Below are 23226 nucleotides of genomic sequence, written 5' to 3' on the forward strand. Positions count from 1 at the left end.
GCGCCCGGGTTCAGTTAACTCACAGGAAATAGTCCGGAAACATGATTCCGGATGGGAACCCGGCGAACGAGAATGAACCTGTGACCGCGTCGACGCCTCATGCTCTGGCGCCCGCTGCGTCGGCTGAAGGGTTCTCCACGCAGGCCTTCAGCCACACCTCCCTGATGCACGGGTGGGTGCCGATCACCGTTCAGATCGTGACGGGTGTTGCGTTGTTGCTGGCCATCGGCTGGCGGACGCGAACCTGGCGGCTGCGCTGGCTGCCCCTGGCGGCGCTGGCCGGGGCCGCGGCGGCCTACGGAACCCGCGCGTACGTCAGCCGGCTGTCCACCGAACCGGCCCCGGGTGCGCTGTGGGCCTGGGCCGGGTTGGCCGGAATGGCGGTCACGGTGCTGGTGCTCGGGTGGCGCAGCGCGCACTGGTGGCGGCGCGGCATCGCGCTGCTGGCCGTGCCGCTGTGCCTGTTCAGCACGGCGCTCACGCTCAATATGTGGGTCGGCTACTTCCCGACGGTGCAAGCCGCCTGGGGTCAGCTCACCTCCGGCCCGCTGCCCGACCAGACCGATCCCGCGACTGTCGCCGCGATGATGGGCAAGGGTGTCCGCCCGTCGCACGGCAGTGTCGTTCCCGTCGTGATTCCCTCCGACGCATCGCATTTCAAGCATCGCGGGGAACTCGTGTACCTGCCGCCGGCCTGGTTCGCCAGTACGCCGCCACCACGGCTGCCGACCGTGATGATGATCGGCGGTCAGTACAACACCCCCGCGGACTGGGTACGCGCCGGCAACGCCGTGCGGACCGCCGACGCCTTCGCCGCCGCCCATGAGGGCAACGCTCCGGTACTGGTGTTCGTGGACTCCGGCGGCGCCTTCAACAACGACACCGAGTGCGTGAACGGGCGACGCGGTAATGCCGCCGATCACCTGACCAAAGATGTTGTGCCATTTATGGTTTCAAACTTCGGGTCCAGCTCCGAACAGTCCAGTTGGGGAATCGTCGGCTGGTCGATGGGCGGGACCTGCGCGGTGGATCTGGCCGTCATGCACCCCGGGATGTTCAGCTCGTTCGTCGACATCGCGGGCGACCTCTACCCCAATGCGGGAAACAAGCAGGAGACCATCTCGAGGCTGTTCGGCGGCAACGCTGAGGCCTGGGCCGCCTTCGACCCGACCACCGTGATCACCCGGCATGGCCCGTACACCGGCATAACCGGCTGGTTCGCCATCCCCGCGCACCGCGAACTGCCGATCGCCGATACCGCTGCCATGCGGCTGGCCGGCCGCGACGCGGCAGCCAATCCCAGTGACCAGACGGCGGCGGCCAACGCCTTGTGTGCGCTGGGCCGCTCCTACGACATCGACTGCGCGGTGGTTCCGCAACCAGGCAAACATGACTGGCCGTTCGCCGACCAGGCCTTTGCCAGGTCGCTGCCCTGGCTGGCCGGTCGGCTGGGCACCCCTGGCGTGCCGCCAATCCCACTGCCGGGCACCGCCACTCCCCCGGCGCCCGCCACACCGTCGAACGCGCAAGTCGTCGCAGCCGGACGGTAACCGGGTGCTTTCGGTCGCCGGGGTCCGCCGCGCCATCTTCGCGCGGCACTGCCATCCCTGGAGCGCGTGGACCCGCTGGGCGAGTACACCCCTGATCCTGATTCCGGTCTGGACCCGGCGGCGACGGGATGCGGCGCTAGTGGGGGCGTGGCTGGCGATCAATCCCTTCGTATTCGGCAAGCCGCGCGACCACCGCGCCTGGGCGACGCGGGCAATGCTCGGCGAGGAATTGTGGATCACCCGCCGCCCACGGGATGCCGCCCTGGCGGTCAGCGCGGTGACGTCGGTGGCCGCGGCGGTGGGGGTGGTCTCCGCGCGCCGCCGTCGACTGCGTCCGGCGGTGATCGCCGTGGCGGCCCAGATGGCACTGACGATGCTCTATTGGCACCAAATGGTGCGCTACCTCGAGCGGCAGGACGGTATCGGCGGCGGGCAGCAGTAACGTGGCGGTCATGCCCGACCAACCGTCCCCTCCCGACCCCGGATATGACGACTCAGGTGTGCCGACGTTCGATTCGGTGCGCGAGAAGATCGAAACGCGCTTCGGCGCAGCCCAGGGCGCCGAAGAACTCGCCGCCGAGACCGCCGAAGGCAAATCCGTCGAGGAGCAGTACGAGGAGCGGCAGCGGGCGGCCGCCGAGCGCCTGGCCAGAATTCGGGAGTCCATGCGCGCCGATGACTGACACTCTGCCGCACCCGGCCGCGATACGGTCGGTGTCACCCGGCGCGCGGCAGCTGATGCACCGTGCGTAGGTTCAGCATCGCGGAGCGCCGGAACCGGTTGGCGCGCAGGCATTTCCTGTCCGGTGCAGGGTCAGTGTCCCGGGTCACCGCCGGTTTGATCGGGCTGCACGCGACCGATCCCGCGACCCCGTATCTGTCGCTGTGGGCGCGCTGCCGCGGCTTCTGCACCGCCGACCTGGACCGGGTGCTGTACGAAAAGCGTTCGGCGCTCAAGCATCTGGCGATGCGCAGGACGTTGTGGGTGGTGAACTCCGGTGACGTGACGCTGGTGCAGGCGGCGGCCAGCAGCCAGGTGGCCGACACCGAGCGGCGCCGGCTGATCGCGGACCTGCACAAGGCCGGGGTCACCACGGACGGCGAACGATGGCTGACCCAGGCGTCCGACGCGGTGGTACGCCATTTGGCCGAGCACGGACCGGCCAGCAGCACCGAACTGCGGACCGCGCTGCCCGAACTGGCCGGCAGCTACGATCCGGCGCCCGGAAAGCGTTGGGGCGGAATGGTTCCGGTAGCCCCGCGGGTATTGACCGTGTTAGCCGCGCGCGGCGAGATCGTCCGCGGCCCCAATGACGGAGGCTGGACGGCGTCGCGTCCCCGGTGGAGCGCCACGACGGAGTGGCTGGCCGAGCACGGCGAACCGGTACCCGAAGCCGCCGCCCGGGCGGAGTTGATCCGCCGCTGGCTGCAGACGTTCGGGCCGGCGACGATCACCGATATCAAGTGGTGGTTCGGCACCACATTGACGGCGGTGCGCGCGGCGCTGGCCACCATCGGGGCCGTGGAGGTGGACCTGCACGGCGGCGCCGGCTATGCGCTGGCCAGCGACCTGGCCGTCGAACCGGAGGTGCCGCCGTGGGGCGCGCTGCTCCCGGGTCTGGACTGCACCACGATGGGCTGGTCGGAGCGGGACTGGTACCTGGGCGAGCACCGCGGACAGGTCTTCGACAGCAACGGCAACGCCGGTCCCACGGCGTGGTGGAACGGGCGGGTGGTCGGCGGCTGGTGCCAGAATGACGAGGCCCGCGTCCACCTGCAGTTGCTGGAGGACGCCGGCGCCGAGGCGCAGCGGGCGTTGCAGCAGCGGGCCGATCAACTCACCGAGTGGCTGAACGGGGTCCGGATCAACGCGCGCTTCCCGTCACCGTTGTCGAAGTCGGGCCTTCGGTGAGTGACATCGAAGCACGAGATATGAGGATGTCTGAGCCATGGATTGGGTGACGTCACACGCTTTAGCGATCGGCTCGGCGTTGCTGGCATCGTTCGTCGCGGCGGTGGGCATCGTCGTCCGGCAGACCGCCCTGCAAAATCCCGCGGTCGAAAGCGGAACCGCGGGTGCCGTCACCGTTCTGCGTGACCGGCTGTGGTGGGCGGGCACGGCGGCAGCCGTCGCCGCCTATGGGTTCCAGGCTGTGGCCCTGGCGCACGGATCTTTGCTGTTGGTGCAACCGATGCTGGTCTCCTCGCTGCTGTTCGTGCTGCCGCTCAGCGCAGTGCGATTGGGGAATCGGGTGCCGGGGTCCGAATGGGGATGGGCGACGCTGCTGACGGCCGCGCTCGCGGTGTTCGTGCTGGTCGGGCGGCCGCGGGAGGGACACTATCGGCCTGAGACGCCGGCGTGGACGCTGGCGCTCGGCCTGGTGGTGCCGGTGGTTGTCGCGGTGGTGGCCGCCCGGCACAGTGCGGGCAGAGTCCGGGCCACGTGGCTGGGGGTCGCGGTGGCGCTGTTGCTCGGGATGATCGCGGTGTTGACCAAGACCTGCACGCACCGTTACGCGGTGGGAGGCTGGCACGCCCTGTTCACCTCGCCGGCACCGTACGTGCTGGTTACCTTGGCGGTCGCGGCGACGGTGCTGCAGCAGTGGGCGTTTCGGGCCGGAGCCCTGCAGGCCTCCGTGCCGATCATGCTGGTCGGCGAGCCGGTCGTCGCCGTGCTGCTCGGCTCCGTCGTGCTGGGCGAACACCTGGCGGCGCATGGCATCGGGGTTGTAGCGCTGCCGGCAGCGATCGCGGCGATGCTGGCGGCCACCATCGCGCTGGCCCGTGGGGAGGGTGCTCAAATCGAAGAGGCGGCATCAACGCTGCGGCGGTGACTCAGCGATCGCGCCAGCCCCGCCGGAACCGGTCGTCGTAGTACGTGTCGTCGTCGTCCTCGCTCGCGGACCGGGTGCGTTCGGTGTGCAGGCGGGCCGAATTGGCTTCGACGAAAGTGGACATCGCCTCGACACGAGGATCGGACCGGACCTCGCGCATCGCGTCCTCGATCAGGGGCCGTACGTCGTCGACGGCGGCGTTGTAGGCGGCCAGGATGGCCTCTTCGTCGGGTGCCGTCACCGACAGCAACCGGTTCTCGGCATCGACGACCACCCGGATGCCGTTGGCCGTACCGACGCCGCGGGCCTGCTTCAGCGCGCGCTGAGCCCGCTGCACCTTGCTACCAAGCTCCTCGAAGTCATTGCTGGCCACCACCGCTCACCCCGTCTTCTTATCTCGCGGCAGCCGGCAACCGGTGTAGCCCGCCACTCCGAGATTGCCGGCGTATCCGACCTTGATGGAGATGCCGGTCGGCCCGGTGAACCAGACGTCGTGATTCCCCGGCTGATCCTTCATGACCGCGACATCGGTGGCCCCGATCTTGGCAGCGGAGTCCTTGGCTACCTTGAGAATGGCCGCCCACGTCTCCTCGGACAGTGCGACATTCTCCGCGACGCGGTGCGGCAGGATGTACCGCTGCCCGTCCGTCTGTTCGTAGGGGCGCTCACAATTGCCGCTGGATCCCTCATGGGGCGTTTGCCACGTGATCGAGGGAACCAGCGTGCTTGCGGCGGCGGTGATCTCGTCCATCGCCCGCTGCACCTGGGCCGTGGTGTCTTCGAGCGAGGGCAGGCCCTGGAGTTCGTGCAGGGCCTGGGTGGCCTCCGACGGCGGAGTGGGTTCGTACGGTTGCTTCACGTGGCATCCTGTTAGCGCGAGGAGGGCTGCGAACACCGCCACCCACAGCGTGGTGTGGCGACGCGCATCGATGTGAGCTCTCATGTGATGGTTTCAGCTCCCGGGGATCGCCTGGCCGCTCAGGCCGGCCACGACGGCAGCGATGTTATAGCCCGTGGTGCGCGGCAGGCCGTTGCCACCCTGGCGAGGGTAGTCGCTGTGGCCGTGGGCGCCCTCGAGATTCAGGGTGCCGCCGTGGCCGTCGGCGATGGCGGACGGACCGGTGCCCAGGCGGGTGAACTCGGGGTTGGTGGCTGGATTGGGCCCGAAGTGACCGGCTCCGGACGCGTCCAGCACCGACAACCCGCCCAGCGCGCCGACGTTGAACGGGAATGGCAGCAGCGGCGCGCCGGCATGGACGAGCGGCGGGGTGTCGTAGGTCAGCTGAATCGGGTCGTCAGGGGTTTCCATGGCAAATACATGCCCGGGCTGCAGCTGCAACCGCTGCGGGGTCGAGGCTTCAATGCCCGGGGAGCCGTAGAACAGTGCATCGCTGACTCCGTGGTTACCGGGCTCCTGCAGGGCCAACCCCGTGGTCAGCGAGCCGTACGAATGTCCGATCGCTGTCAGATGGGCAGGGTCACCGTCATGGGCGGCGCCGATACCGTCGTAAAAACGGGCCAGATTGTGTGCTCCCACTCGGGCCATGTCGTCGTGGCTGACTCCCCAGGCACCGGCCAGCGACCTGCCCGTCTCGTCCAACCCCGGAATCTGGGGCGCGTCATAGCCGATCCAGGCAATGGTCGACACCGTGTCATGGAGATGCCCAGGCGTGTTGCCCAGTTGACGCAGGGCTTCGTCTCTGACCTGCCAGGCCTCTTCCGACATGCCGACGATCGCGCCGTGGACGGTGGTGTTGAGTCCCGGGGCGGTCACCGAGACGTGGGTGGCAGTGTCCGGATCCCCGATAGCGACGGCGGCATGTGCCTGAGCTCCGTTCTGCGTGTCGAGCAGCAGCAGCTTGCGGTCGGGCTTGCCACCGACCGCCTTATCGACAGCTTGCAGGTCCGGCAGATTCCTCGTTCCGGCCAGCGCGGCATCGTAGCGACGCTGCCATGCCTCATAGGCGAGGCGGTCATCGAAGATCGCCCCGGGTTCGTTGGGTGACGGGATATTGCGGCCCGCCGCCCAGTCGGGATGCTGGGCTTGGACGGCGTCGGCCTGCGCTGCGGCGGAGTGCGCCCTGGCCAACTCGTCGCTCAGGGTCTCCCGGTTGTAGTAGTCCCGATCCACGGCGGGCATGCCGTCACGGTTTCCTATGTAGTGGTCGCGCCCATAGAGCACGTCCTTCTCGGCGGGGGTCAAGGCCGCCCAGAAGTCGTGGAACTGCTTGGGATCGGCGGGCGGCTGGGCACTGCCGTCGAGGATGGCCTGTACGTGCGGGCGGAACGGCGCGCCGTCCGGACGCTGCCGGTAACCGGCCAGGTCCTGAAGACCAGTCGAGATCGCTTGTGCCGCTTTATTTTCACCGTCTTCGAACTCAGTCAGCAGATCCTTGACGCGAGCCTGGAAATCGGCCGCCTGGCTGTCGAGCTGCGCTTGCAACAGATACGCGAGCAAGTCGCCAGAACGAGCGCCGGGCACGTGTGGGGCCTTGACATTGCCCACGTCGTCCACGGTCATGCCGGCAGCGGGAATGTCGCCGTCGACGATGCTCAGCAGCGCGGCGCGGCAGGCGCCCAACTGCGCGCCGTAGGTGTTGAACGTGTCCGCCAGCGTGATGACGGTGGAGCCGATGTGATTGGCGGCCAGCTTCTCCGACAGCGCGCGGACCGAGGTGGCGCTCGCGGCCTCGCCCTTCCAGCTGTCCATCGCGGTGTCCACGTCGCGGTTCACCTGGTCGACCCGCGCATTGAACGTATTGCTTTGCGCGCTCAGGTCTTTCGCGAAGCCGGTCATCGACTCCGGCTTACAGCCGCGAACGTGACTGATCGTGGTCACTCCGACTAGCGACCGCCGGCGTACTGACGTCGCTGGTCGGCGAACCCCCGGTCGACCGCCTCGTAGGTGGTCGCCGCATTCGTCGAGAAATCGGCCATCCGGCGGACACCGGCACCGACCACACCGAATCCCTTGATGACGGCGTCGTTGACCTGAGCGGAAGCCTCCTGCACCGGCGAACCCGGCATCTCCACCGCGGCGGTGATCTGCAATGCGGCTATTGCGTCTGCGTGCCCGGCCAGGGTGGCGCCGAGCCTGTGCAAGTTGTCCAGATCAACCTGAAACAGATCGCCCATCGCGCGAATTTTACCGGCACCGCGGCGCTGAACTACGCACTGACTTTGCGGCGCTTGGGGTTCGCACTCCGGGCGGCCGGCGGTGCGACGACTTCGGCCAGGAATTTGCCGGTGTAGCTTTCCGGCACCGCCGCCACGTCCTCCGGAGTGCCTTGCGCCACAACGGTTCCGCCGCCTGCTCCACCTTCGGGTCCCATGTCGACGATCCAGTCCGAGGTCTTGATCACGTCCAGGTTGTGTTCGATGACGATCACCGTGTTGCCCTTGTCGACAAGGCCGTTGATCACCTTCAGCAGCTTGCGGATGTCGTCGAAATGCAGCCCGGTGGTGGGTTCGTCGAGGATGTAGATCGTCCGCCCGGTCGAACGCTTCTGCAATTCGGAGGCCAACTTCACCCGCTGGGCCTCCCCTCCGGACAGCGTCGGCGCGGGTTGTCCCAGCCGCACATACCCGAGCCCGACGTCGACCAGGGTGCGCAGATAGCGATGGATGCCGCTGATCGGCTCGAAGAACTCCGCGGCCTCCTCGATCGACATGTCCAGCACCTCGGAGATGGTCTTGCCCTTGTAGTGCACCTCGAGGGTCTCCCGGTTGTAGCGGGCACCCTGGCAGACCTCACACGGCACATACACGTCGGGCAGGAAGTTCATCTCGATCTTGATCGTGCCGTCACCGGTACAGGCTTCGCAGCGCCCACCCTTGACGTTGAACGAGAACCGGCCGGGTTGGTAGCCGCGGACTTTCGCTTCGGTGGTCGCGGCGAACAGGGTGCGGATCTTGTCGAACACCCCGGTGTAGGTGGCCGGGTTGGACCGCGGGGTGCGGCCGATCGGCGACTGGTCGACCCGGACGAGCTTGTCCAGGTGGTCCAAGCCGGTGACGCGGGTGTGCCGGCCGGGCACCTGCCGCGCGCCGTTGAGGCGGTTGGCCAGCACGGCGGCCAGAATGTCGTTCACCAGCGTCGATTTACCCGATCCGGATACGCCGGTCACCGACGTCAAGACCCCGAGCGGGAACGAGACGTCGATGCCGCGCAGGTTGTGTTCACGAGCGCCGACCACGGTGATCTGGCGCTTGCGGTCGGTGGGCCGCCGCAGGGCGGGCATCTCGATGCTTTCGCGCCCGGACAGGTAGGCGCCGGTGATCGAGTCCTTGTTGGTCAGCAGTTCTTTGTAGGGACCGCTGTGCACGATGAGGCCGCCGTGTTCACCGGCTCGGGGCCCGATGTCGACGACCCAGTCGGCGTGCTCGATGGTGTCCTCGTCATGCTCGACAACGATCAGCGTGTTACCCAAATCCCTTAGCCGCGTAAGGGTTTCGATAAGGCGGCGGTTGTCGCGCTGGTGCAGGCCGATGGACGGCTCGTCGAGCACGTAGAGCACACCGACCAACCCCGAGCCGATCTGGGTGGCAAGCCGGATCCGCTGGGCTTCACCGCCGGACAGCGTGGCCGCCGCCCGCGACAGCGACAGGTATTCAAGTCCGACGTCGAGCAGGAACCCCAGCCGCGACTGGATCTCCTTGAGCACCTGCCCGGCGATCGCGGCCTCGCGGGTGCCCAGGGTCAGTGCGTTCAGGAAGTCCGAGCAGTCCGCTATCGACAGTTCACACACTTCGGCGATGGACTTCGGGCCGTACTCCCCCGCCGTCAGCATCACCGCCAGGATTTCCGGCTTGAGCCGCGTGCCGTTGCATACCGGGCACGGGATGTCCCGCATGAAGCCCTCGTAGCGTTCCTTCATCTGCTCGGACTCGGTCTGAGCCATCTTGCGTTGCAGGAACGCCAGAACGCCTTCGAACTCCGCGTAGTAGGACCGGGTGCGCCCGTACCGGTTGCGGTACCGCACATGCACCTGTTCGTCGGCGCCCTCGAGAATCGCCTTGCGGGCTTTGGCGGGAAGTTTTCGCCACGGGGTGTTGACGTCGAAACCGAGGGCGTCGCCCAGGCCGGCCATCATCCGGGTGAAGTACTCGGCGGTGTGACCCGACGACCACGGCGCCACCGCGCCGTCGGCCAGGGTCAGATCGGGATCGGGCACCACCAGGTCCGGATCGACTTCCTTGCGGATGCCCAGACCGACGCACTCGGGGCAGGCGCCGTACGGCGAGTTGAAGGAAAAGGAGCGCGGCTCCAGGTCGTCCACCGCCAGGGCGTGCCCGTTCGGGCAGGCCAGCTTCTCGGAGAAGCGCTGCTCGCGGGGGTGATCGTGTTCGTCCCGGTCGTCCGGGAATTCCAGCACCACGATGCCGTCGGCCAGATTCAGCGCGGTCTCGACTGAGTCGGTGAGCCGCTGTTTGGCGCTGGCTTTGACAGTGAGGCGGTCCACCACCACCTCGATGTCGTGTTTCTCCTGCTTTTTGAGTTTCGGCGGCTCGGTCAGGGGGTGCACCACACCGTCGACCCGAACCCGGCTGTAACCCTGCGCGTTGAGCTTGTCGAAGAGGTCGGCGAACTCCCCTTTCCGGGTGCGCACCACCGGGGCGAGCACCAGGAAACGAATGCCCTCCTCCATCGCCAGCACCTGGTCCACGATTTGCTGGGGCGTCTGCCGCGCGATCCGCTCACCACAGATCGGGCAGTGCGGAGTGCCGGCCCGGGCGTACAGCAACCGCAGGTAGTCGTACACCTCGGTGATGGTGCCGACCGTCGAGCGCGGGTTGCGGTTGGTCGACTTCTGGTCGATGGACACTGCCGGGGAGAGACCCTCGATGAAGTCGACGTCCGGCTTGTCCATCTGTCCGAGGAACTGCCGGGCGTAGGCCGACAGCGATTCCACGTAGCGGCGCTGACCCTCGGCGAAGATGGTGTCGAACGCGAGCGACGACTTGCCCGACCCCGACAACCCGGTGAAAACGATCAGGGCGTCCCGGGGTAGATCAAGGTCGACGCTGCGCAGGTTGTGCTCGCGCGCACCCTTGACGATGAGGCGGTCAGCCACGCTGTCCCTTTCAGCTGAAACGTGTGCGGCCCTGGCGTTGAACGATCAGAGCGGGGGCCGCATTCCATGCTAGGTGTCCCTACCGACAGGAAGTCGGCCAAGCCGCCCGAGCCAGCCGTAACCAAGTAGCGTGCATGGGTATGACCGCTCCCAACGAGCTCAGCGACGACTACACCGGACACGTCGACCCGGGTACGGCGGCCCGACGCACGCTGCCCGGAGCGACGATCGTAAAGGCCTCGGTAGGCCCGATGGACAACAACGCATACCTGGTCACTTGTTCCGAGACCGGCAAAACGCTGCTGATCGACGCCGCGAACGACGCCGAAGTCCTGATCGACTTGATTCGACGGTACGCGCCGACGTTATCGCTGATTCTGACCAGTCACCAACACTTCGACCATTGGCAGGCCCTGGAAGCCGTGGTCGAGGCGACCGGAGCGCCGACGGCGGCCCACGAAATCGACGCGGAGCCGCTGCCGGTGCAGCCGGACCGTTTGCTGGCGCACGGCGACACAGTGCAGATCGGTGAGCTGACGTTCGACGTGATCCATTTGCGCGGGCACACCCCGGGATCGGTCGCGCTGGCACTGGACGGCGCTGCAACCGGCGGCGTGACCCATCTTTTCACCGGCGACTGCCTGTTCCCCGGTGGTGTGGGCAAGACCTGGCAGCCCGGCGACTTCGAGCAGCTGCTCGATGACGTGACCACCCGGGTCTTCGACGTCTACGACGACTCCACCGTGATCTATCCCGGCCACGGCGACGACACGGTACTGGGCGCCGAACGCCCGCACATTCAGGAATGGCGCGAGCGCGGGTGGTGATTCCCTCGCTCTAGGGTTTCTGTCTGCCAGACGGCGATCCCCGCACTGCAAGCGCATCGTCCGAACTCACGCGCCACGCGCCGGGACGTTCGACCCTATGCCCGCCACGGCCCGGAGCGAACGATGAGAAGCCATGAAGCGCGACATTCTCAAGTTCCTGTCGGGCATGTTTGCCGGGTTCGCGATCGAACATGCGGTCCTCGCCGTATACCTGTCAGCAGGCGTTTTCAACCTGCCTCAGTTCATGGGCAGGCATTGGCCCGATTGGTCTCCATGGCTGGGGGCTGCTCTCTACGCGGCCATTAGTGTCTGGCTCGGTTACTTCGGCTGGCGGAAAAAGGGCTCTGCGCATCATGAAGCGTGATGCGTACACGTTCCTATCGGGATCAGCGTTCGCGCTGGCATATGCGCATGCCGCCTACGCGGTGGCCGCGTCCAAGGGTTCCCGGGTGGTGTGGGCAGGAGCGGCCCGGCGACGCCGAGCAGCTGCTCGCCAACATCACCACCCGGGTCTTCGGCGTCTGCGACGACTCCACCGTGATCTGTCCAGGCCACGGCGACGACACGGTTTTAGGCGCCGAACGCCCGCACGTTCAGGAATGGCGGGCGCGCGGCTGGTAAGTCTCCTGGTCTCAGGTGGTGTGCACGATCAGCACGTCGACCTTGGCCTTGCGCGAGACGTTGGCCGGAACCGAACCTAGGAGCCGACCCGCGATCGTGCTCAACCCGACGTTGCCGACCACCAGCAGGTCCGCCTTCTCCGACTCGGCCAGGTGCACCAATGCGTCCACGGGGGCACCCTCGATGGCTCGCTCCTCGACGTTCTTGGCGCCGGCGTTGTGCGCCCGCTCCTTGGCGTCGTGCAGGATCTCGTAAATCGGACCGGTGCCGGTGACCTTGTAGCTTTCGCTCTTCAGGGCGTCGACGGCGCGAGCGTCCTCGTGCTGCGGCAAATACGCCGACGCGATGATCAGTTTGGCGTCCGACCCCGCGATCGCAGCTGCCCTGTCTACCGCGCGCAACGACGAGTCTGAGCCGTCAGTCCCTACGACCACGGTTTGATAGGCGCTCATTTACCCTCCCAGGTGTCGGTTTCCGCCAACCCAAGACCCTATCGCGTTGCTGGACGTAGACGGGAGAGGTTTGCGGCGCGGGTCACGTCCGGACCGCCCGTGCACATAAAGTTGAAACCAATCATGTCTGTGTCAATCGTCGAAAATCCCGTGGCCGACGACGCCGAGCCGGCCGCCGCGGCACACCCGAGGGGCCGCTTTCTGGACCCCTGGGCCATCGCGGCCCTGACCATGGTCATCAGCGCCGCCTGGGCGGGCCGACCGTCGCTGTGGTTCGACGAGGGCGCGACCATCACCGCGTCGGCCAGCCGCACGCTGCCGGAACTGTGGAAGTTGCTGGGCCACATCGACGCCGTGCACGGCTTCTACTACCTGCTGATGCACGGCTGGTTCGCCATCTTCCCGCCGACCGAGTTCTGGTCGCGGGTCCCCAGCACGCTGGCCGTGGGAGCCGCCGCGGCCGGCGTCGTGGTTTTCGCCAAGCAGTTCTCGGGGCGCACCACCGCGCTGACCGCGGGCACCGTCTTCGCCATCCTCCCGAGGGTGACCTGGGCCGGTATCGAGGCGCGCTCGTCGGCGCTGGTGGTGGCGGTGGCAGCCTGGCTGACGGTGCTGGTGGTGGCCGCGGCCCGGCGGAACCGGGCCGGGCTCTGGGTGTCCTACTCGCTGCTGTTGATGGTGGCCGTCCTGGTCAACGTCAACATGGTGCTGTTGGTATTGGTCTACGCCGCGATACTGCCGTTCACAGCGAGGGGGCCGGCCCCCGAAGGGGCGCGCAAGTGGCCCACCATCTGGCTCGCCGTGGCATCGGTAGTTGCTCTCGGCGCCATGACGCCGTTCATGCTGTTTGCCCACAAACAGGTGTGGCAGGTCGGATGGATCAACGGACTCAACCGAAATCTCTTCCTCGACGTCGTGCACCGGCAGTACTTCGACCACAGTGTCCCGTTCGCGATCCTGGCGGGGGTTCTCCTGCTGACCGCGGCGGGCTTGCGTGTCGCCGGCAAAGCCCGCGCCGAGAACGGCCGGCTGTTGCTCATCAGCGCCCTTTGGGTGGTGATTCCCACTGCTACCGTCCTGATCTACTCAGCCGTCAGCGAGCCGATCTACTATCCACGCTACCTGATCTTCACCACCCCGGGCGCCGCGGTCGTCCTGGCCGTCTGCATCGTCGCCATCGCCCGCAAGCGCTGGCAGGTGGTCGGCCTCCTGGTGCTCCTGGCCATTGCGGCCTTTCCCAACTATTTCTTCACGCAGCGGGGACCGTATGCCAAGGAGGGCTGGGACTACAGCCAGGTCGCCGATGTCATCAGCGCGCACGCCTCTCCCGGCGACTGCCTGCTGGTGGACAACACGGTGCCATGGCGTCCCGGCCCGATTCGTGCCCTGCTGGCGACCCGGCCGGCGGCCTTCCGGTCGCTGATCGACGTCGAGCGGGGTTTCTACGGCCCCAAGGTCGGGGCACTGTGGGACGGCCACGTCGCGGTGTGGCTGACGACGGCGAAGATCAACAAGTGTCCCGCGTTGTGGACGATCACCAACCGGGACACGTCACTGCCCGACCATCAGGTGGGACAGGCGTTACCGCCGGGCACGGCGTTCGGGCGGGCCCCGGTCTACCAGTTCCCGAGCTACCTCGGTTTCCACATCGTGGAGCGCTGGCAGTTCCACTACTCCCAGGTTGTCAAGTCGACGCGCTGACGAAGCACCGCGGTCAGCCCGTGGCCCGGCGGTCGCGGTGGGTGGCCTGGTAGGACGCAACGAAGCCGAGCGCCGCCAGCGCCGTGAAGACCGAGAACAACCAGCGTGCGGAGGTCACCTCACCGCCGGGCGCGGTGTTGACCACCACACCGGCCAGTCCGGCCCCAAAGGCTCCGGCACTGAGCTGGATGATGTTGATCGCCGCGGCCGCCGCGCTGCTCTCCGCCTCGTCGTCAACGGCGGTCATGGCCCGCACGGCCAGGTGCGGCCACGCGATTCCGATGCCCGCCCCGGTGATGAGCAGGGCGAGCGCCCAGATCGCGACGATGCCGAGGGGCGCGTAGGGGCGCTGGGTGACGGCACCCAGGGCCAGCCCGGTCGCCATGATCAGCGGCGCGACCGCAACGACGTGCCCGATCACCTGGCGATTGGTCAGTGACGCACTGGCGATTTCGCCAATGGTCCAACCGGTGGCCAGAGCTGCTCCCAGGAATCCCGACTCCACCGGGCTCAGGTCGGCCAGTTGCTGGCCGAACAGCGGCACATAGGTGTTGGCCATCGCCGCGATCATCTGCACGGCCATCGTCAGGTAAATCCACTTCAACGGCCCGCGGCCGAACACGCTGCGCGGCAACACCGCGACGTGCATCCGCCAGTCAACCACCAGGAAGACGACCACCAACAGCACCGCGGCGGCCAGCAGGCCCAGCGTCTGCACCAGGTAATGCGGCAGAGCCGCGACGCTGACGGCCAGAGCGGCGGCCCCCATCAACAGCAGCGACCAGATGGGCACCGCGCGGTTGGGCTTTTCTTCCTCTTCCATGCCCGCCCGAGCCGTCACGACCCTCGCCACCAGCACGGCCATCAGCGCGGCGGCCAGTCCCATCACGACGAAAGCCCAGCGCCACCAACCGAATTGAGCGAAAATCCCGCCCGCGGTGGGCCCGATCAATGTCGCGACACCCCACATGGTCGACACCAGCGCCGAGCCACGGGTCCACAGGTGACGCGGCAATGCACGGTTGATCAGCGCGTATCCGAGACCGGCCAGCAGGCCGCCGGCCACGCCCTGCAGCATTCGTCCGGCCACCAGCACTTCCATCGTCGGCGCCAGCGCGGAGACGAGGCCGGCGAGGCCGAATACGGTGAGGCCCATCAGGTATGACAACCGCGCCCCGACGCGCAGCAACATGGGATTGACGGTGGTGGCTGCGACCACCGAACCAATCAGATAAAGCGTTGTCGCCCAGGAGAAGAGGCGGTCGCCGCCGATGTCGGCGACGACGCTCGGCAACATGCTGACGGTCAGAAATTCGTTGGTGGCGTACAGCGCAACGCCCCCGGCCAGCACGGTACAGGTGCCCAGGTGCTGACCGAGCAGCTCACGCCAGCTGCCGGTCTCGCTGACCGTCTCCGTCACCATTCCACCGTAAGAGGTCCGGCGGCGTTACGGCCGCAACCCCGCTGCGGCCGGACGTGCCGTTCGACGGGTCGCGCGGTAGGACGCCAGAACACCGAGTGCGGCCAGCACGGTGAACACGGCATACAGCCAGCGGGCCTCCATCAGCTCGCCGCCGGTTGCGGAGTTCACCACCACACCCGCCAGCCCCGCGCCGAAGGACGCGGAGATGAGTTGCACGGTGTTGATCGCCGCGGCCGCCGCGCCGCTCTCGGCAGGATCGTCGACGGAGTCCATCGCCCGCGCCGACAGATGCGGCCAGGCCATTCCGATGCCGGTGCCGGCGATCAGCAGCGCCAGGGCCCATACCGCGATCAGACCGGGCGATGCGTCGGCACGCTGGGTGAGGGCGCTGAATGCCAGCCCGGCAGCCATCAGCAGCGGCGCGACCAGGACGACGCGGTTGATCACCCGAGGGTTGCTGAGCGAGGCGCTGACGATCTCGCTGAAGGTCCAGCCGACCGCGAGTGAAGCACCGAGGAATCCGGCCGCGACCGGCGTCAGGTGTCCCAACCGCTGGCCGAACAACGGCACGTAGGTGTCCACCATGACGGCCATCATCAGCACCGCGAGTGTCAGGTATATCCATTTGAGGGGCCCGGTTCCAAACACACTGGGCGGCAGGACGGTTGCGCGGCTACGGCGATCGACGACGACGAATCCCGCGATCAACAGCAGGGCGACCGCGAGTAGGCCCGCGATCGCCATGGCATTGTGCGGCAACTGCGCGACGCTGACCGCCAGCGCGGCCGCGCCGACCAACAGCAGCGACCCAACCGGCACCCGAAGCGCAGGGGCCGCTGAGTCGTCCTGGTGGGTCGCGCTCGCCGCCAGGACCGCCGGGACCAGCACGGCAAGCAGCGCGGCAAGGACGGCCATCGCACCGAAAGCCCAACGCCACAAACCGAATTGCGCGAACAGGCCACCCATCGCCGGGCCTACCACCGTTGCGACGCCCCACATCGCAGAGACCAGGGCCGAGCCTCGGGTCCACAGTTCTCGCGGCAACGCGGCGTTGATCAGCGCGTAGCCCAGCCCTGCCAGGGTGCCGCCGGCGACTCCCTGCAGCGCGCGGCCCGCGATCAGCACCTCCATCGTCGGAGCGACCGCGCACGCGACGCTGGCCACTCCGAAAACGGCCAGACCCAGCAAGAACGACGAGCGCGCCCCGAACAGGCGCAGGATCGTGTTGACGGTGGTAGCCGCGACCACCGATCCGACCAGATAGAGGGTGACCACCCAGGCGTACAGGCGGTCGCCGCCGATGTCGGCGATGGTGCTCGGTAACAGGCTGACCGTCAGGAACTCGTTCGTGGCGTACATGGCGACACCGCCCGCCAGCACCGTGGCCGTGCCCAGGTGCTGACCGAGTAGTTGCCGCCAGCTTCCGGTCTCGCTCGTCGTCTGCGTCACTTGAGACCGGCGGCGTCCATCCCGCGCAACTCCTTCTTGAGGTCGGCGATCTCGTCGCGGAACCGGGCGGCCAGTTCGAACTGCAGGTCGCGCGCGGCGGCCATCATCTGCGCGGTCAGGTCCTTGATCAGGTCCGCCAGCTCGGCGCGCGGCATCGTGGAGGTGTCGCGGCCCTCGATCACGCCGGCGCTCACAGCCCGGCCTGCTTCACCCTGCGCGCGCCGGCCGCGGGAGGCGTTGCGTCCGGATCCGCCGATCTCGACGTCCGTGTCGTCGGCCTCGCGGTAGACCTGGTCGAGGATGTCGGCGATCTTCTTGCGCAGCGGCTGCGGGTCGATTCCATTCGCCTCGTTGTAGGCGATCTGCTTGGCGCGGCGGCGTTCGGTCTCGTCGATCGCCTCTTTCATCGAGTCGGTGATCTTATCGGCGTACATGTGCACTTCGCCCGAGACGTTTCGCGCCGCACGGCCGATGGTCTGGATCAGGCTGCGCACCGAGCGCAGGAAGCCCTCCTTGTCGGCGTCGAGGATCGACACCAACGACACTTCGGGCAGGTCCAGACCCTCGCGCAGCAGGTTGATGCCGACCAGAACGTCGTACTCGCCGAGCCGCAGTTGCCGCAACAACTCGACGCGGCGCAGGGTGTCGACCTCGGAATGCAAGTAGCGGACCCGGATGCCCATCTCCAGCAGGTAGTCGGTGAGGTCCTCGGCCATCTTCTTGGTGAGCGTGGTGACCAGCACCCGTTCGTCGCGCTCGGTGCGCTTGCGGATCTCACCGATGAGGTCGTCGATCTGGCCCTTGGTCGGCTTGACCACGACCTGCGGGTCGACGAGGCCGGTCGGGCGGATCACCTGCTCGACGAACTCCCCGCCGGTCTGGCTGAGCTCATAGGGCCCCGGCGTGGCGGACAGGTACACCGTCTGCCCAATTCGGTCGGCGAACTCCTCCCACGTCAGGGGGCGGTTGTCGACCGCCGACGGCAACCGGAACCCGTATTCGACGAGGTTACGTTTGCGGGACATGTCGCCCTCGTACATGCCGCCGATCTGCGGCACGGTGACGTGCGACTCGTCGATGACCATCAGAAAGTCTTCGGGGAAGTAGTCCAGCAGCGTGGCAGGTGCGGACCCGGCCGGCCTCCCGTCTATGTGGCGCGAGTAGTTCTCGATGCCGGAGCAGAACCCGACCTGTCGCATCATTTCGATGTCGTAGTTGGTGCGCATCCGCAGCCGCTGGGCTTCGAGCAGCTTGCCCTGCCCCTCCAGCTCGGCGAGCCGGTCGGCCAGCTCCTGCTCGATCGTCGAGATGGCCTGGGCCATCCGCTCGGGACCGGCCACGTAGTGGGTGGCCGGGAAGATGCGCAGCGAGTCGACCTGACGGACCACGTCGCCGGTCAGCGGGTGCAGGTAATAAAGCGCCTCGACCTCGTCGCCGAAGAACTCGATGCGCACGGCCAGTTCTTCGTAGGACGGGATGATCTCCACGGTGTCGCCGCGAACCCGGAATGAGCCGCGGGTGAACGACAGGTCATTGCGCGTGTACTGAACGTCGACCAGCAGCCGCAGCAGCCCGTCGCGCGGCACCTCCATGCCGACCTGCAGCTCGACGGAGCGATCCAGATAGGACTGCGGCGTGCCCAGGCCGTAGATGCAGGACACCGATGCCACCACCACGACGTCGCGACGCGACAGCAGCGACGACGTGGCGGAGTGCCGCAACCGCTCGACGTCGTCGTTGATCGAGCTGTCTTTTTCGATGTAGGTGTCGGTCTGCGCGATGTAGGCCTCGGGTTGGTAGTAGTCGTAGTACGAGACGAAGTACTCGACCGCGTTGTGCGGCAACATCTCTCGTAGTTCGTTGGCCAGCTGAGCGGCCAGCGTCTTATTCGGCGCCATCACCAGGGTGGGCCGTTGTAGCCGTTCGATCAGCCAGGCCGTGGTCGCCGATTTCCCGGTGCCGGTGGCACCGAGCAGCACCACGTCGCGCTCCCCCGCTCTGATCCGGCGCTCCAGCTCGTCGATGGCGGCCGGCTGGTCACCGGCGGGTTGATGCGGGCTGACCACCTCGAAGCGGGCACCGGAGCGCACGACCTCGTCGACGGCCCGGTATTCCGAGTGGGCGAGTACTGGGTGTTCGGTGGCGAAAGCCATAGCACCAGGGTAGAACCAGCCACCGACAAGCTTTGTTCCGCGCAGGAACGCTGAGCGTTGGGCCGCTACCGTTCAGTTCTGCCGCTAGGACGGCCCGTTCGCGCCGGCTTTACCGGCCAGGCTTCCGCCCCGCCCGCCGACGCCGCCGACCGCACCGCCACCGCCACCGGCGCCGCCGTTGCCGCCGTCACCGATCAGTTGCGCATTGCCGCCGTTACCGCCGTCTTTGCCCACACCGTCGTCACCCGTGCCGCCGAAACCGGTACCACCGGCACCGCCGGTACCGCCCGCACCGCCGCTGCCTCCGTTGCCATACAGCGCTCCGCCTTGACCGCCGTTCGAACCTGCCCCGCCGTCACCGCCGGCGCCACCGACAGCGTTGGTACTCAACCCGCCTTGAGCGCCCCTGCCGCCGGCGCCCCCACCGCCGCCGTTGCCGATCAGCCCGGTACCTCCACCCGCTGCGCCGGCTCCGCCGCTGCCGCCGATGCCGCCGTTGGGACCGTTGAAGGAATTGCCGCCCGCTGCCCCGTCACCGCCTGCTCCGCCTGCTCCACCGTCCCCGGACAGGAATCCGCCCATGCCCCCGGCGCCGCCCGTTCCGCCGTTGCCGCCGGTCTCCCCAGGCGCATCGCCGAAGTTCCCTCCGCCGATGCCGCCGTTGCCGCCACCGCCGCCGGCACCGCCGTTACCGATCAAGCCGGCGGCGCCGCCCTTTGCCCCCGCCCCGCCGGCACCGCCCTTCCCAACGAGGTCGTTAGGAGTGAAGGCACCACCGCCGCTGCCGCCCGCACCGCCGGCGCCACCGTTGCCAAGCACCAATCCGGCTGCGCCACCGTAAGCGCCATCTCCGCCGGCACCACTCGCCCCGCCGACGTCGCCGGTGCCACCCATTCCGCCGCGGCCGCCTACGCCACCTGCGCCACCGTCGCCGATCCACCCGCCCGCACCACCATGTCCGCCGGCGGCACCGGTGCCACCAGCCCCGCCAACCAGGTTGCCGGCACCACCGACACCGCCCTGGCCGCCTGCGCCACCGGCTCCGCCGTTGCCGAACAGCCCGCTGGCCCCGCCGTGCCCCCCGACGCCACCCGATCCGGCGTACCCGCCGGTGAAATTGGGGCCGATACCCATGCCGCCACTTCCGCCGTCACCGCCGGCCCCGCCCACACCGCCGTTTCCGTACAGACGACCGCCGGCACCACCCGTACCGCCCGCTCCCGCGGCACCACCGTCGCTTGCAGCGGCGCCGGCAGCGCCGAAACCACCGCTCCCACCGGCGCCACCAGCTCCGAACAGCCCAGCCGACCCACCATTACCGCCGATTCCCCCGGCGCCGCCAGCCGTGACAGCTGTTCCGCCGGCCCCGCCGGCGCCACCGTTGCCGTACAACCAACCGCCCTGGCCACCGGCTCCGCCCGCAGCACCGGCGCCGCCTGCGCCGCCAACGCCGCCCGATCCGATCAATCCGGCGTTGCCACCGGCTCCACCGGCGACCCCGTTGGCTCCACCGGCGCCGCCGGCCCCGCCGCTGCCGAATAGCCACCCGCCGTCGCCGCCGCGCTGGCCGGGCGCACCGGTTGCGCCGTCACCGATCAGGGGGCGCCCGGTCCAGGTCTGCACTGGCGCGTTGATCGCATCGAGCAACGCCTGCTGGACATTGGCGGCCTCCGCCGTCGCATACGCGTTTGCGTTCGCATTCAAATTACGAAGAAACTGTCCATGAAACGAAAGCGCCTCCGCGCTCAGCACCTGATATTGGCGAGCGTGGGCGTTGAACACCGCAGTGATGGCCGTTGATACCTCGTCGGCGGCAGCAGAAACCACATTTGTCGTCGGGCCGACCGCGCCCTCATTGGCGACTGTCAAGGACGACGCGATTCCGGCCAACTGTTCTGTCGTAGCGGCGATGAGCTGCGGCGATACCAAAAGAAACGACATTGTGACCCTCCCCAAATCAGGATGACCGCAATTTATCAACTCTGATCTCGACAATCTCGGGGAATGGAAGAAATTCTTTCGGGGTAACGAACACGGCCATCGGCTACACACTGGATAGGAGCCGAGTGACATTCAGCGGGCGGATTTCGCCTGCATTTTGAGGCGACCAATCCCACCCGATCAGCTATGCCGCGCCCATACCCGGGTGCCCGGGTTGCATTCAATCAGGTAGCCGTCGTTGGACGCCGACAGTGCGAAGACCGGAATGTCCGGTCGGTCACACGAACTGCCGGCGGCATGCACGCCGGTCGTGATCGGCGCCTTGCTCCACACTCCGCCCTCGCAGACGACCTGCTCGTTGCTGGTCTGGTCGTAGCCGAGCTTGTCCACGTCGCTGCACACCCCGCCCAACACGGGCGGCATCGGGCGGGTCGCCGGAAGCGTGGCCGCGCCGGCCACCCGCGCCGGATCGGCGAGAACCACGTTGGCCGGCGCGTCGCCCACCCGCGTCGCCACCACGGGCACCCGCAGCACCGCGCCCTGGGCACCGCATTCGTTGCTGCCGACGGTCTCGGTCTGCACGCCACGCAGTGTGCCGTCGGCCTGCAGGGCCAGCGACAGCGCCACCGTCTCCTGCTGGGTGGCTCCATCCGCCTGGTTCGCCTGGTGGCAGTGGACCCGGATCTGTTGTGCGGCCCCCTGCCAGTACCCCGCCACGAACCGCAGGGCGTCGTGCTGTCCCCCGTCGGTGGTGTCGGCGACCTGATGGGTGGCGTCATCCAGGCGGACACCGGTGGCGGCACATCCGCCGGTCGTGCACACGGAATGGAATGCCCACCAGTAGGTGGTGCCCCCGTCGTGCCGGACCGGGGTGCCGTTCGTCGTGCGTTTGGCCCGGTTGAGGTCGAGTCGATAGGTGCCGTCGAGGACCTTGCCCGGCGTAGGCGTCACGGGCGCCGCCGCCGCGGGCGGCGCAGGCTCAGCCGGCCGGGCTGCCAGCGCGGGGCTGGGCTGCGACGGGTCGGTCTCGAAGCTGTACAACGTGGACCAGGTGGCCGCCACCGCGATCAGCACCGCACAGACCAGGGCGGCCGCCATCCGCACGCGCGAGGGAACCCGTGGGCTGCGGGCACCCTGACCTGGCGGCTCGGATGGATCGACGTCGGAGGTCGGCACCGATCCTGCGCGGACCGCGGCGGCGAACATCCGGCACCGCTCGAAGCGGTCTTCCGGTTTCTTGGACAGTGCCTTGGCGAACACGTCATCGAGGTGCGCGAGGTCCGGACGGCGTTCGCTGAGCCGGGGCGGCTCGTCATGCAAGTGCTGGCTGATGACCGCGACCGGATTGGCGTTACGGAACGGCGGTGCCCCGGTCAGCAGGTGAAACGCCGTGGCGGCCAACGCATATTGGTCGGCGCGCCGATCGATGTTGGAACCCGCCAATTGTTCCGGCGCCGCATAGGCGACGGTTCCGACCGCGACGTTGGTCTGGGTGATGCCGCTGATGTCAGCGAGGTGACGCGCGACCCCGAAGTCCGCCAACAGGATTCGGCGTTCTTGGCTTTGGTCGGTATCGGGATGGGTGAGCAGGATGTTGGCGGGCTTGACGTCGCGGTGCAGCAGTCCGCGGTCGTGGGCGTAATCGAGGGCTCCAGCAACAGCGTCCAGAATGGCGCACACGTCATCGACCGGCATCCCCTCCGGGTGAGTCTCCCGCACCAGCCGGGCGGCATCGGTGCCTTCGACGTAGTCCATGGAAATCCAGAGCTGGCCCTGGAATTCGCCGCGATCGTGCACCCCGACGATGTGCGGATGCCACAATGTCGCCGCGAGATCGGCCTCCCGGTTGAACCTTTCGCGAAACTCGGTGTCCGCGGTGATCGCCTCGGCGAGCACCTTGATCACGTCGCGGCGCGGCAACCGCGGATGAAGGGCGAGATACACCTCGGCCATTCCCCCGGCGCCGAGCTGTCGCAGGATCGTGTAGCCGGCGAACGACGCGCCGCGAGTCATCCCCGGCCGCGCCGGGCCGTCGGAACCCGAAGCGGGTGCCGAGCCGGATGCAGAGACGCGGCGCCGCCGGTGCGTGACGGTTGTCACAAGCCCGCGGCCGGCCTTGAGCCCGGCTCGAAGACGCCGGGTGGCGCCTGGTCGTTCATCCATCCGCAAGATGCCCCCTCCTCCATTCGCATGATGCATGA

Annotated in this window: 20 protein-coding genes; 9 read left to right on the forward strand and 11 right to left on the reverse strand. The window is 67.9% G+C overall.

Translation table 11 applies throughout. The annotated features are described in order from the left end of the window. The first annotated feature begins 41 nt into the window (after window positions 1–41). From QXK92_RS05935 to QXK92_RS05955, 5 genes are all read left to right on the forward strand, one after another. On the forward strand, window positions 42–1550 hold the full coding sequence (locus QXK92_RS05935) for an alpha/beta hydrolase family protein (RefSeq protein ID WP_306240738.1): 1509 nt from the start codon (window positions 42–44) through the stop codon (window positions 1548–1550). A gap of 4 nt (window positions 1551–1554) precedes the next feature. Then, window positions 1555–1992 (forward strand): DUF6653 family protein, encoded by a 438-nt coding sequence (locus QXK92_RS05940; protein ID WP_306240739.1) that lies wholly within the window; start codon window positions 1555–1557, stop codon window positions 1990–1992. A 10-nt stretch (window positions 1993–2002) separates the two neighbouring features. Beyond that, entirely contained in the window at window positions 2003–2233 is a 231-nt protein-coding gene (locus QXK92_RS05945) for a hypothetical protein (protein ID WP_306240741.1), read from the forward strand. Window positions 2234–2295: 62 nt separating this feature from the next. Then, window positions 2296–3462 carry a winged helix DNA-binding domain-containing protein gene (locus QXK92_RS05950; RefSeq protein WP_306240743.1) on the forward strand — a complete coding sequence of 389 codons (1167 nt, stop codon included), beginning with the start codon at window positions 2296–2298 and terminating at the stop codon, window positions 3460–3462. A 37-nt stretch (window positions 3463–3499) separates the two neighbouring features. Next, entirely contained in the window at window positions 3500–4384 is an 885-nt protein-coding gene (locus QXK92_RS05955) for a DMT family transporter (RefSeq protein ID WP_306240744.1), read from the forward strand. A gap of 1 nt (window position 4385) precedes the next feature. On the opposite strand, the gene QXK92_RS05960 is transcribed toward QXK92_RS05955, so the two are convergent. The 5 genes from QXK92_RS05960 to uvrA all read right to left on the reverse strand — a co-directional run bounded on the left by QXK92_RS05960 (window position 4386) and on the right by uvrA (window position 10458). Continuing rightward, window positions 4386–4757 carry a YbaB/EbfC family nucleoid-associated protein gene (locus tag QXK92_RS05960; RefSeq protein ID WP_306240745.1) on the reverse strand — a complete coding sequence of 124 codons (372 nt, stop codon included), beginning with the start codon at window positions 4755–4757 and terminating at the stop codon, window positions 4386–4388. Window positions 4758–4763: 6 nt separating this feature from the next. Continuing rightward, on the reverse strand, window positions 4764–5243 hold the full coding sequence (locus tag QXK92_RS05965) for an LppA family lipoprotein (RefSeq protein ID WP_306240746.1): 480 nt from the start codon (window positions 5241–5243) through the stop codon (window positions 4764–4766). Between the two features lie 93 nt (window positions 5244–5336). Further along, entirely contained in the window at window positions 5337–7181 is a 1845-nt protein-coding gene (locus tag QXK92_RS05970; RefSeq protein WP_306240747.1) for an alpha/beta hydrolase, read from the reverse strand. A gap of 47 nt (window positions 7182–7228) precedes the next feature. Beyond that, a complete protein-coding gene (locus QXK92_RS05975; RefSeq protein ID WP_306240748.1) occupies window positions 7229–7519 on the reverse strand; it encodes a hypothetical protein in 291 nt (96 codons plus the stop codon). A gap of 32 nt (window positions 7520–7551) precedes the next feature. After that, on the reverse strand, window positions 7552–10458 hold the full coding sequence (gene uvrA / locus QXK92_RS05980; RefSeq protein ID WP_306240749.1) for an excinuclease ABC subunit UvrA: 2907 nt from the start codon (window positions 10456–10458) through the stop codon (window positions 7552–7554). Between the two features lie 140 nt (window positions 10459–10598). Here uvrA and QXK92_RS05985 point away from each other — a divergent pair, with 140 nt between their 5' ends. The 3 genes from QXK92_RS05985 (at window position 10599) to QXK92_RS05995 (ending at window position 11906) form a co-directional block, all read left to right on the forward strand. Further along, window positions 10599–11285 carry an MBL fold metallo-hydrolase gene (locus QXK92_RS05985; RefSeq protein WP_306240750.1) on the forward strand — a complete coding sequence of 229 codons (687 nt, stop codon included), beginning with the start codon at window positions 10599–10601 and terminating at the stop codon, window positions 11283–11285. 133 nt (window positions 11286–11418) lie between these two features. Further along, complete coding sequence (locus QXK92_RS05990; protein WP_306240751.1) at window positions 11419–11649, forward strand: hypothetical protein; 231 nt, start codon at window positions 11419–11421, stop codon at window positions 11647–11649. Window positions 11650–11696: 47 nt separating this feature from the next. Beyond that, on the forward strand, window positions 11697–11906 hold the full coding sequence (locus QXK92_RS05995) for a hydrolase (RefSeq protein ID WP_371934569.1): 210 nt from the start codon (window positions 11697–11699) through the stop codon (window positions 11904–11906). 11 nt (window positions 11907–11917) lie between these two features. Here the strand turns inward: QXK92_RS05995 and QXK92_RS06000 are convergent, their stop codons facing one another. Further along, window positions 11918–12358, reverse strand: a complete 441-nt coding sequence (locus QXK92_RS06000; protein WP_306240752.1) for a universal stress protein — start codon at window positions 12356–12358, stop codon at window positions 11918–11920. Between the two features lie 123 nt (window positions 12359–12481). Between QXK92_RS06000 and QXK92_RS06005 the strand changes: the two genes are divergently transcribed. Next, on the forward strand, window positions 12482–14059 hold the full coding sequence (locus QXK92_RS06005; RefSeq protein ID WP_306240753.1) for a glycosyltransferase family 39 protein: 1578 nt from the start codon (window positions 12482–12484) through the stop codon (window positions 14057–14059). 13 nt (window positions 14060–14072) lie between these two features. Here QXK92_RS06005 and QXK92_RS06010 read toward each other — a convergent pair whose 3' ends face one another. The 5 genes from QXK92_RS06010 to QXK92_RS06030 all read right to left on the reverse strand — a co-directional run bounded on the left by QXK92_RS06010 (window position 14073) and on the right by QXK92_RS06030 (window position 23188). Further along, window positions 14073–15479, reverse strand: coding sequence for an MFS transporter (locus tag QXK92_RS06010; protein WP_306240754.1), 1407 nt, complete (start codon window positions 15477–15479; stop codon window positions 14073–14075). A gap of 27 nt (window positions 15480–15506) precedes the next feature. After that, window positions 15507–16931, reverse strand: a complete 1425-nt coding sequence (locus QXK92_RS06015; protein ID WP_306240755.1) for an MFS transporter — start codon at window positions 16929–16931, stop codon at window positions 15507–15509. Further along, on the reverse strand, window positions 16928–19084 hold the full coding sequence (uvrB, locus tag QXK92_RS06020) for an excinuclease ABC subunit UvrB (RefSeq protein ID WP_306240756.1): 2157 nt from the start codon (window positions 19082–19084) through the stop codon (window positions 16928–16930). The genes QXK92_RS06015 and uvrB overlap by 4 nt, the downstream gene beginning before the upstream one ends. Before the next feature lie 84 nt (window positions 19085–19168). Beyond that, window positions 19169–21025, reverse strand: coding sequence for a PE family protein (locus tag QXK92_RS06025; protein ID WP_306240757.1), 1857 nt, complete (start codon window positions 21023–21025; stop codon window positions 19169–19171). Window positions 21026–21205: 180 nt separating this feature from the next. Further along, complete coding sequence (locus QXK92_RS06030) at window positions 21206–23188, reverse strand: serine/threonine-protein kinase (RefSeq protein WP_306240758.1); 1983 nt, start codon at window positions 23186–23188, stop codon at window positions 21206–21208. Between the last annotated feature and the right edge of the window lie 38 nt (window positions 23189–23226).

The sequence above is a fragment of the Mycobacterium sp. TY815 genome (assembly GCF_030755135.1).
In the GTDB taxonomy this organism is placed as follows: Bacteria; Actinomycetota; Actinomycetes; order Mycobacteriales; family Mycobacteriaceae; genus Mycobacterium.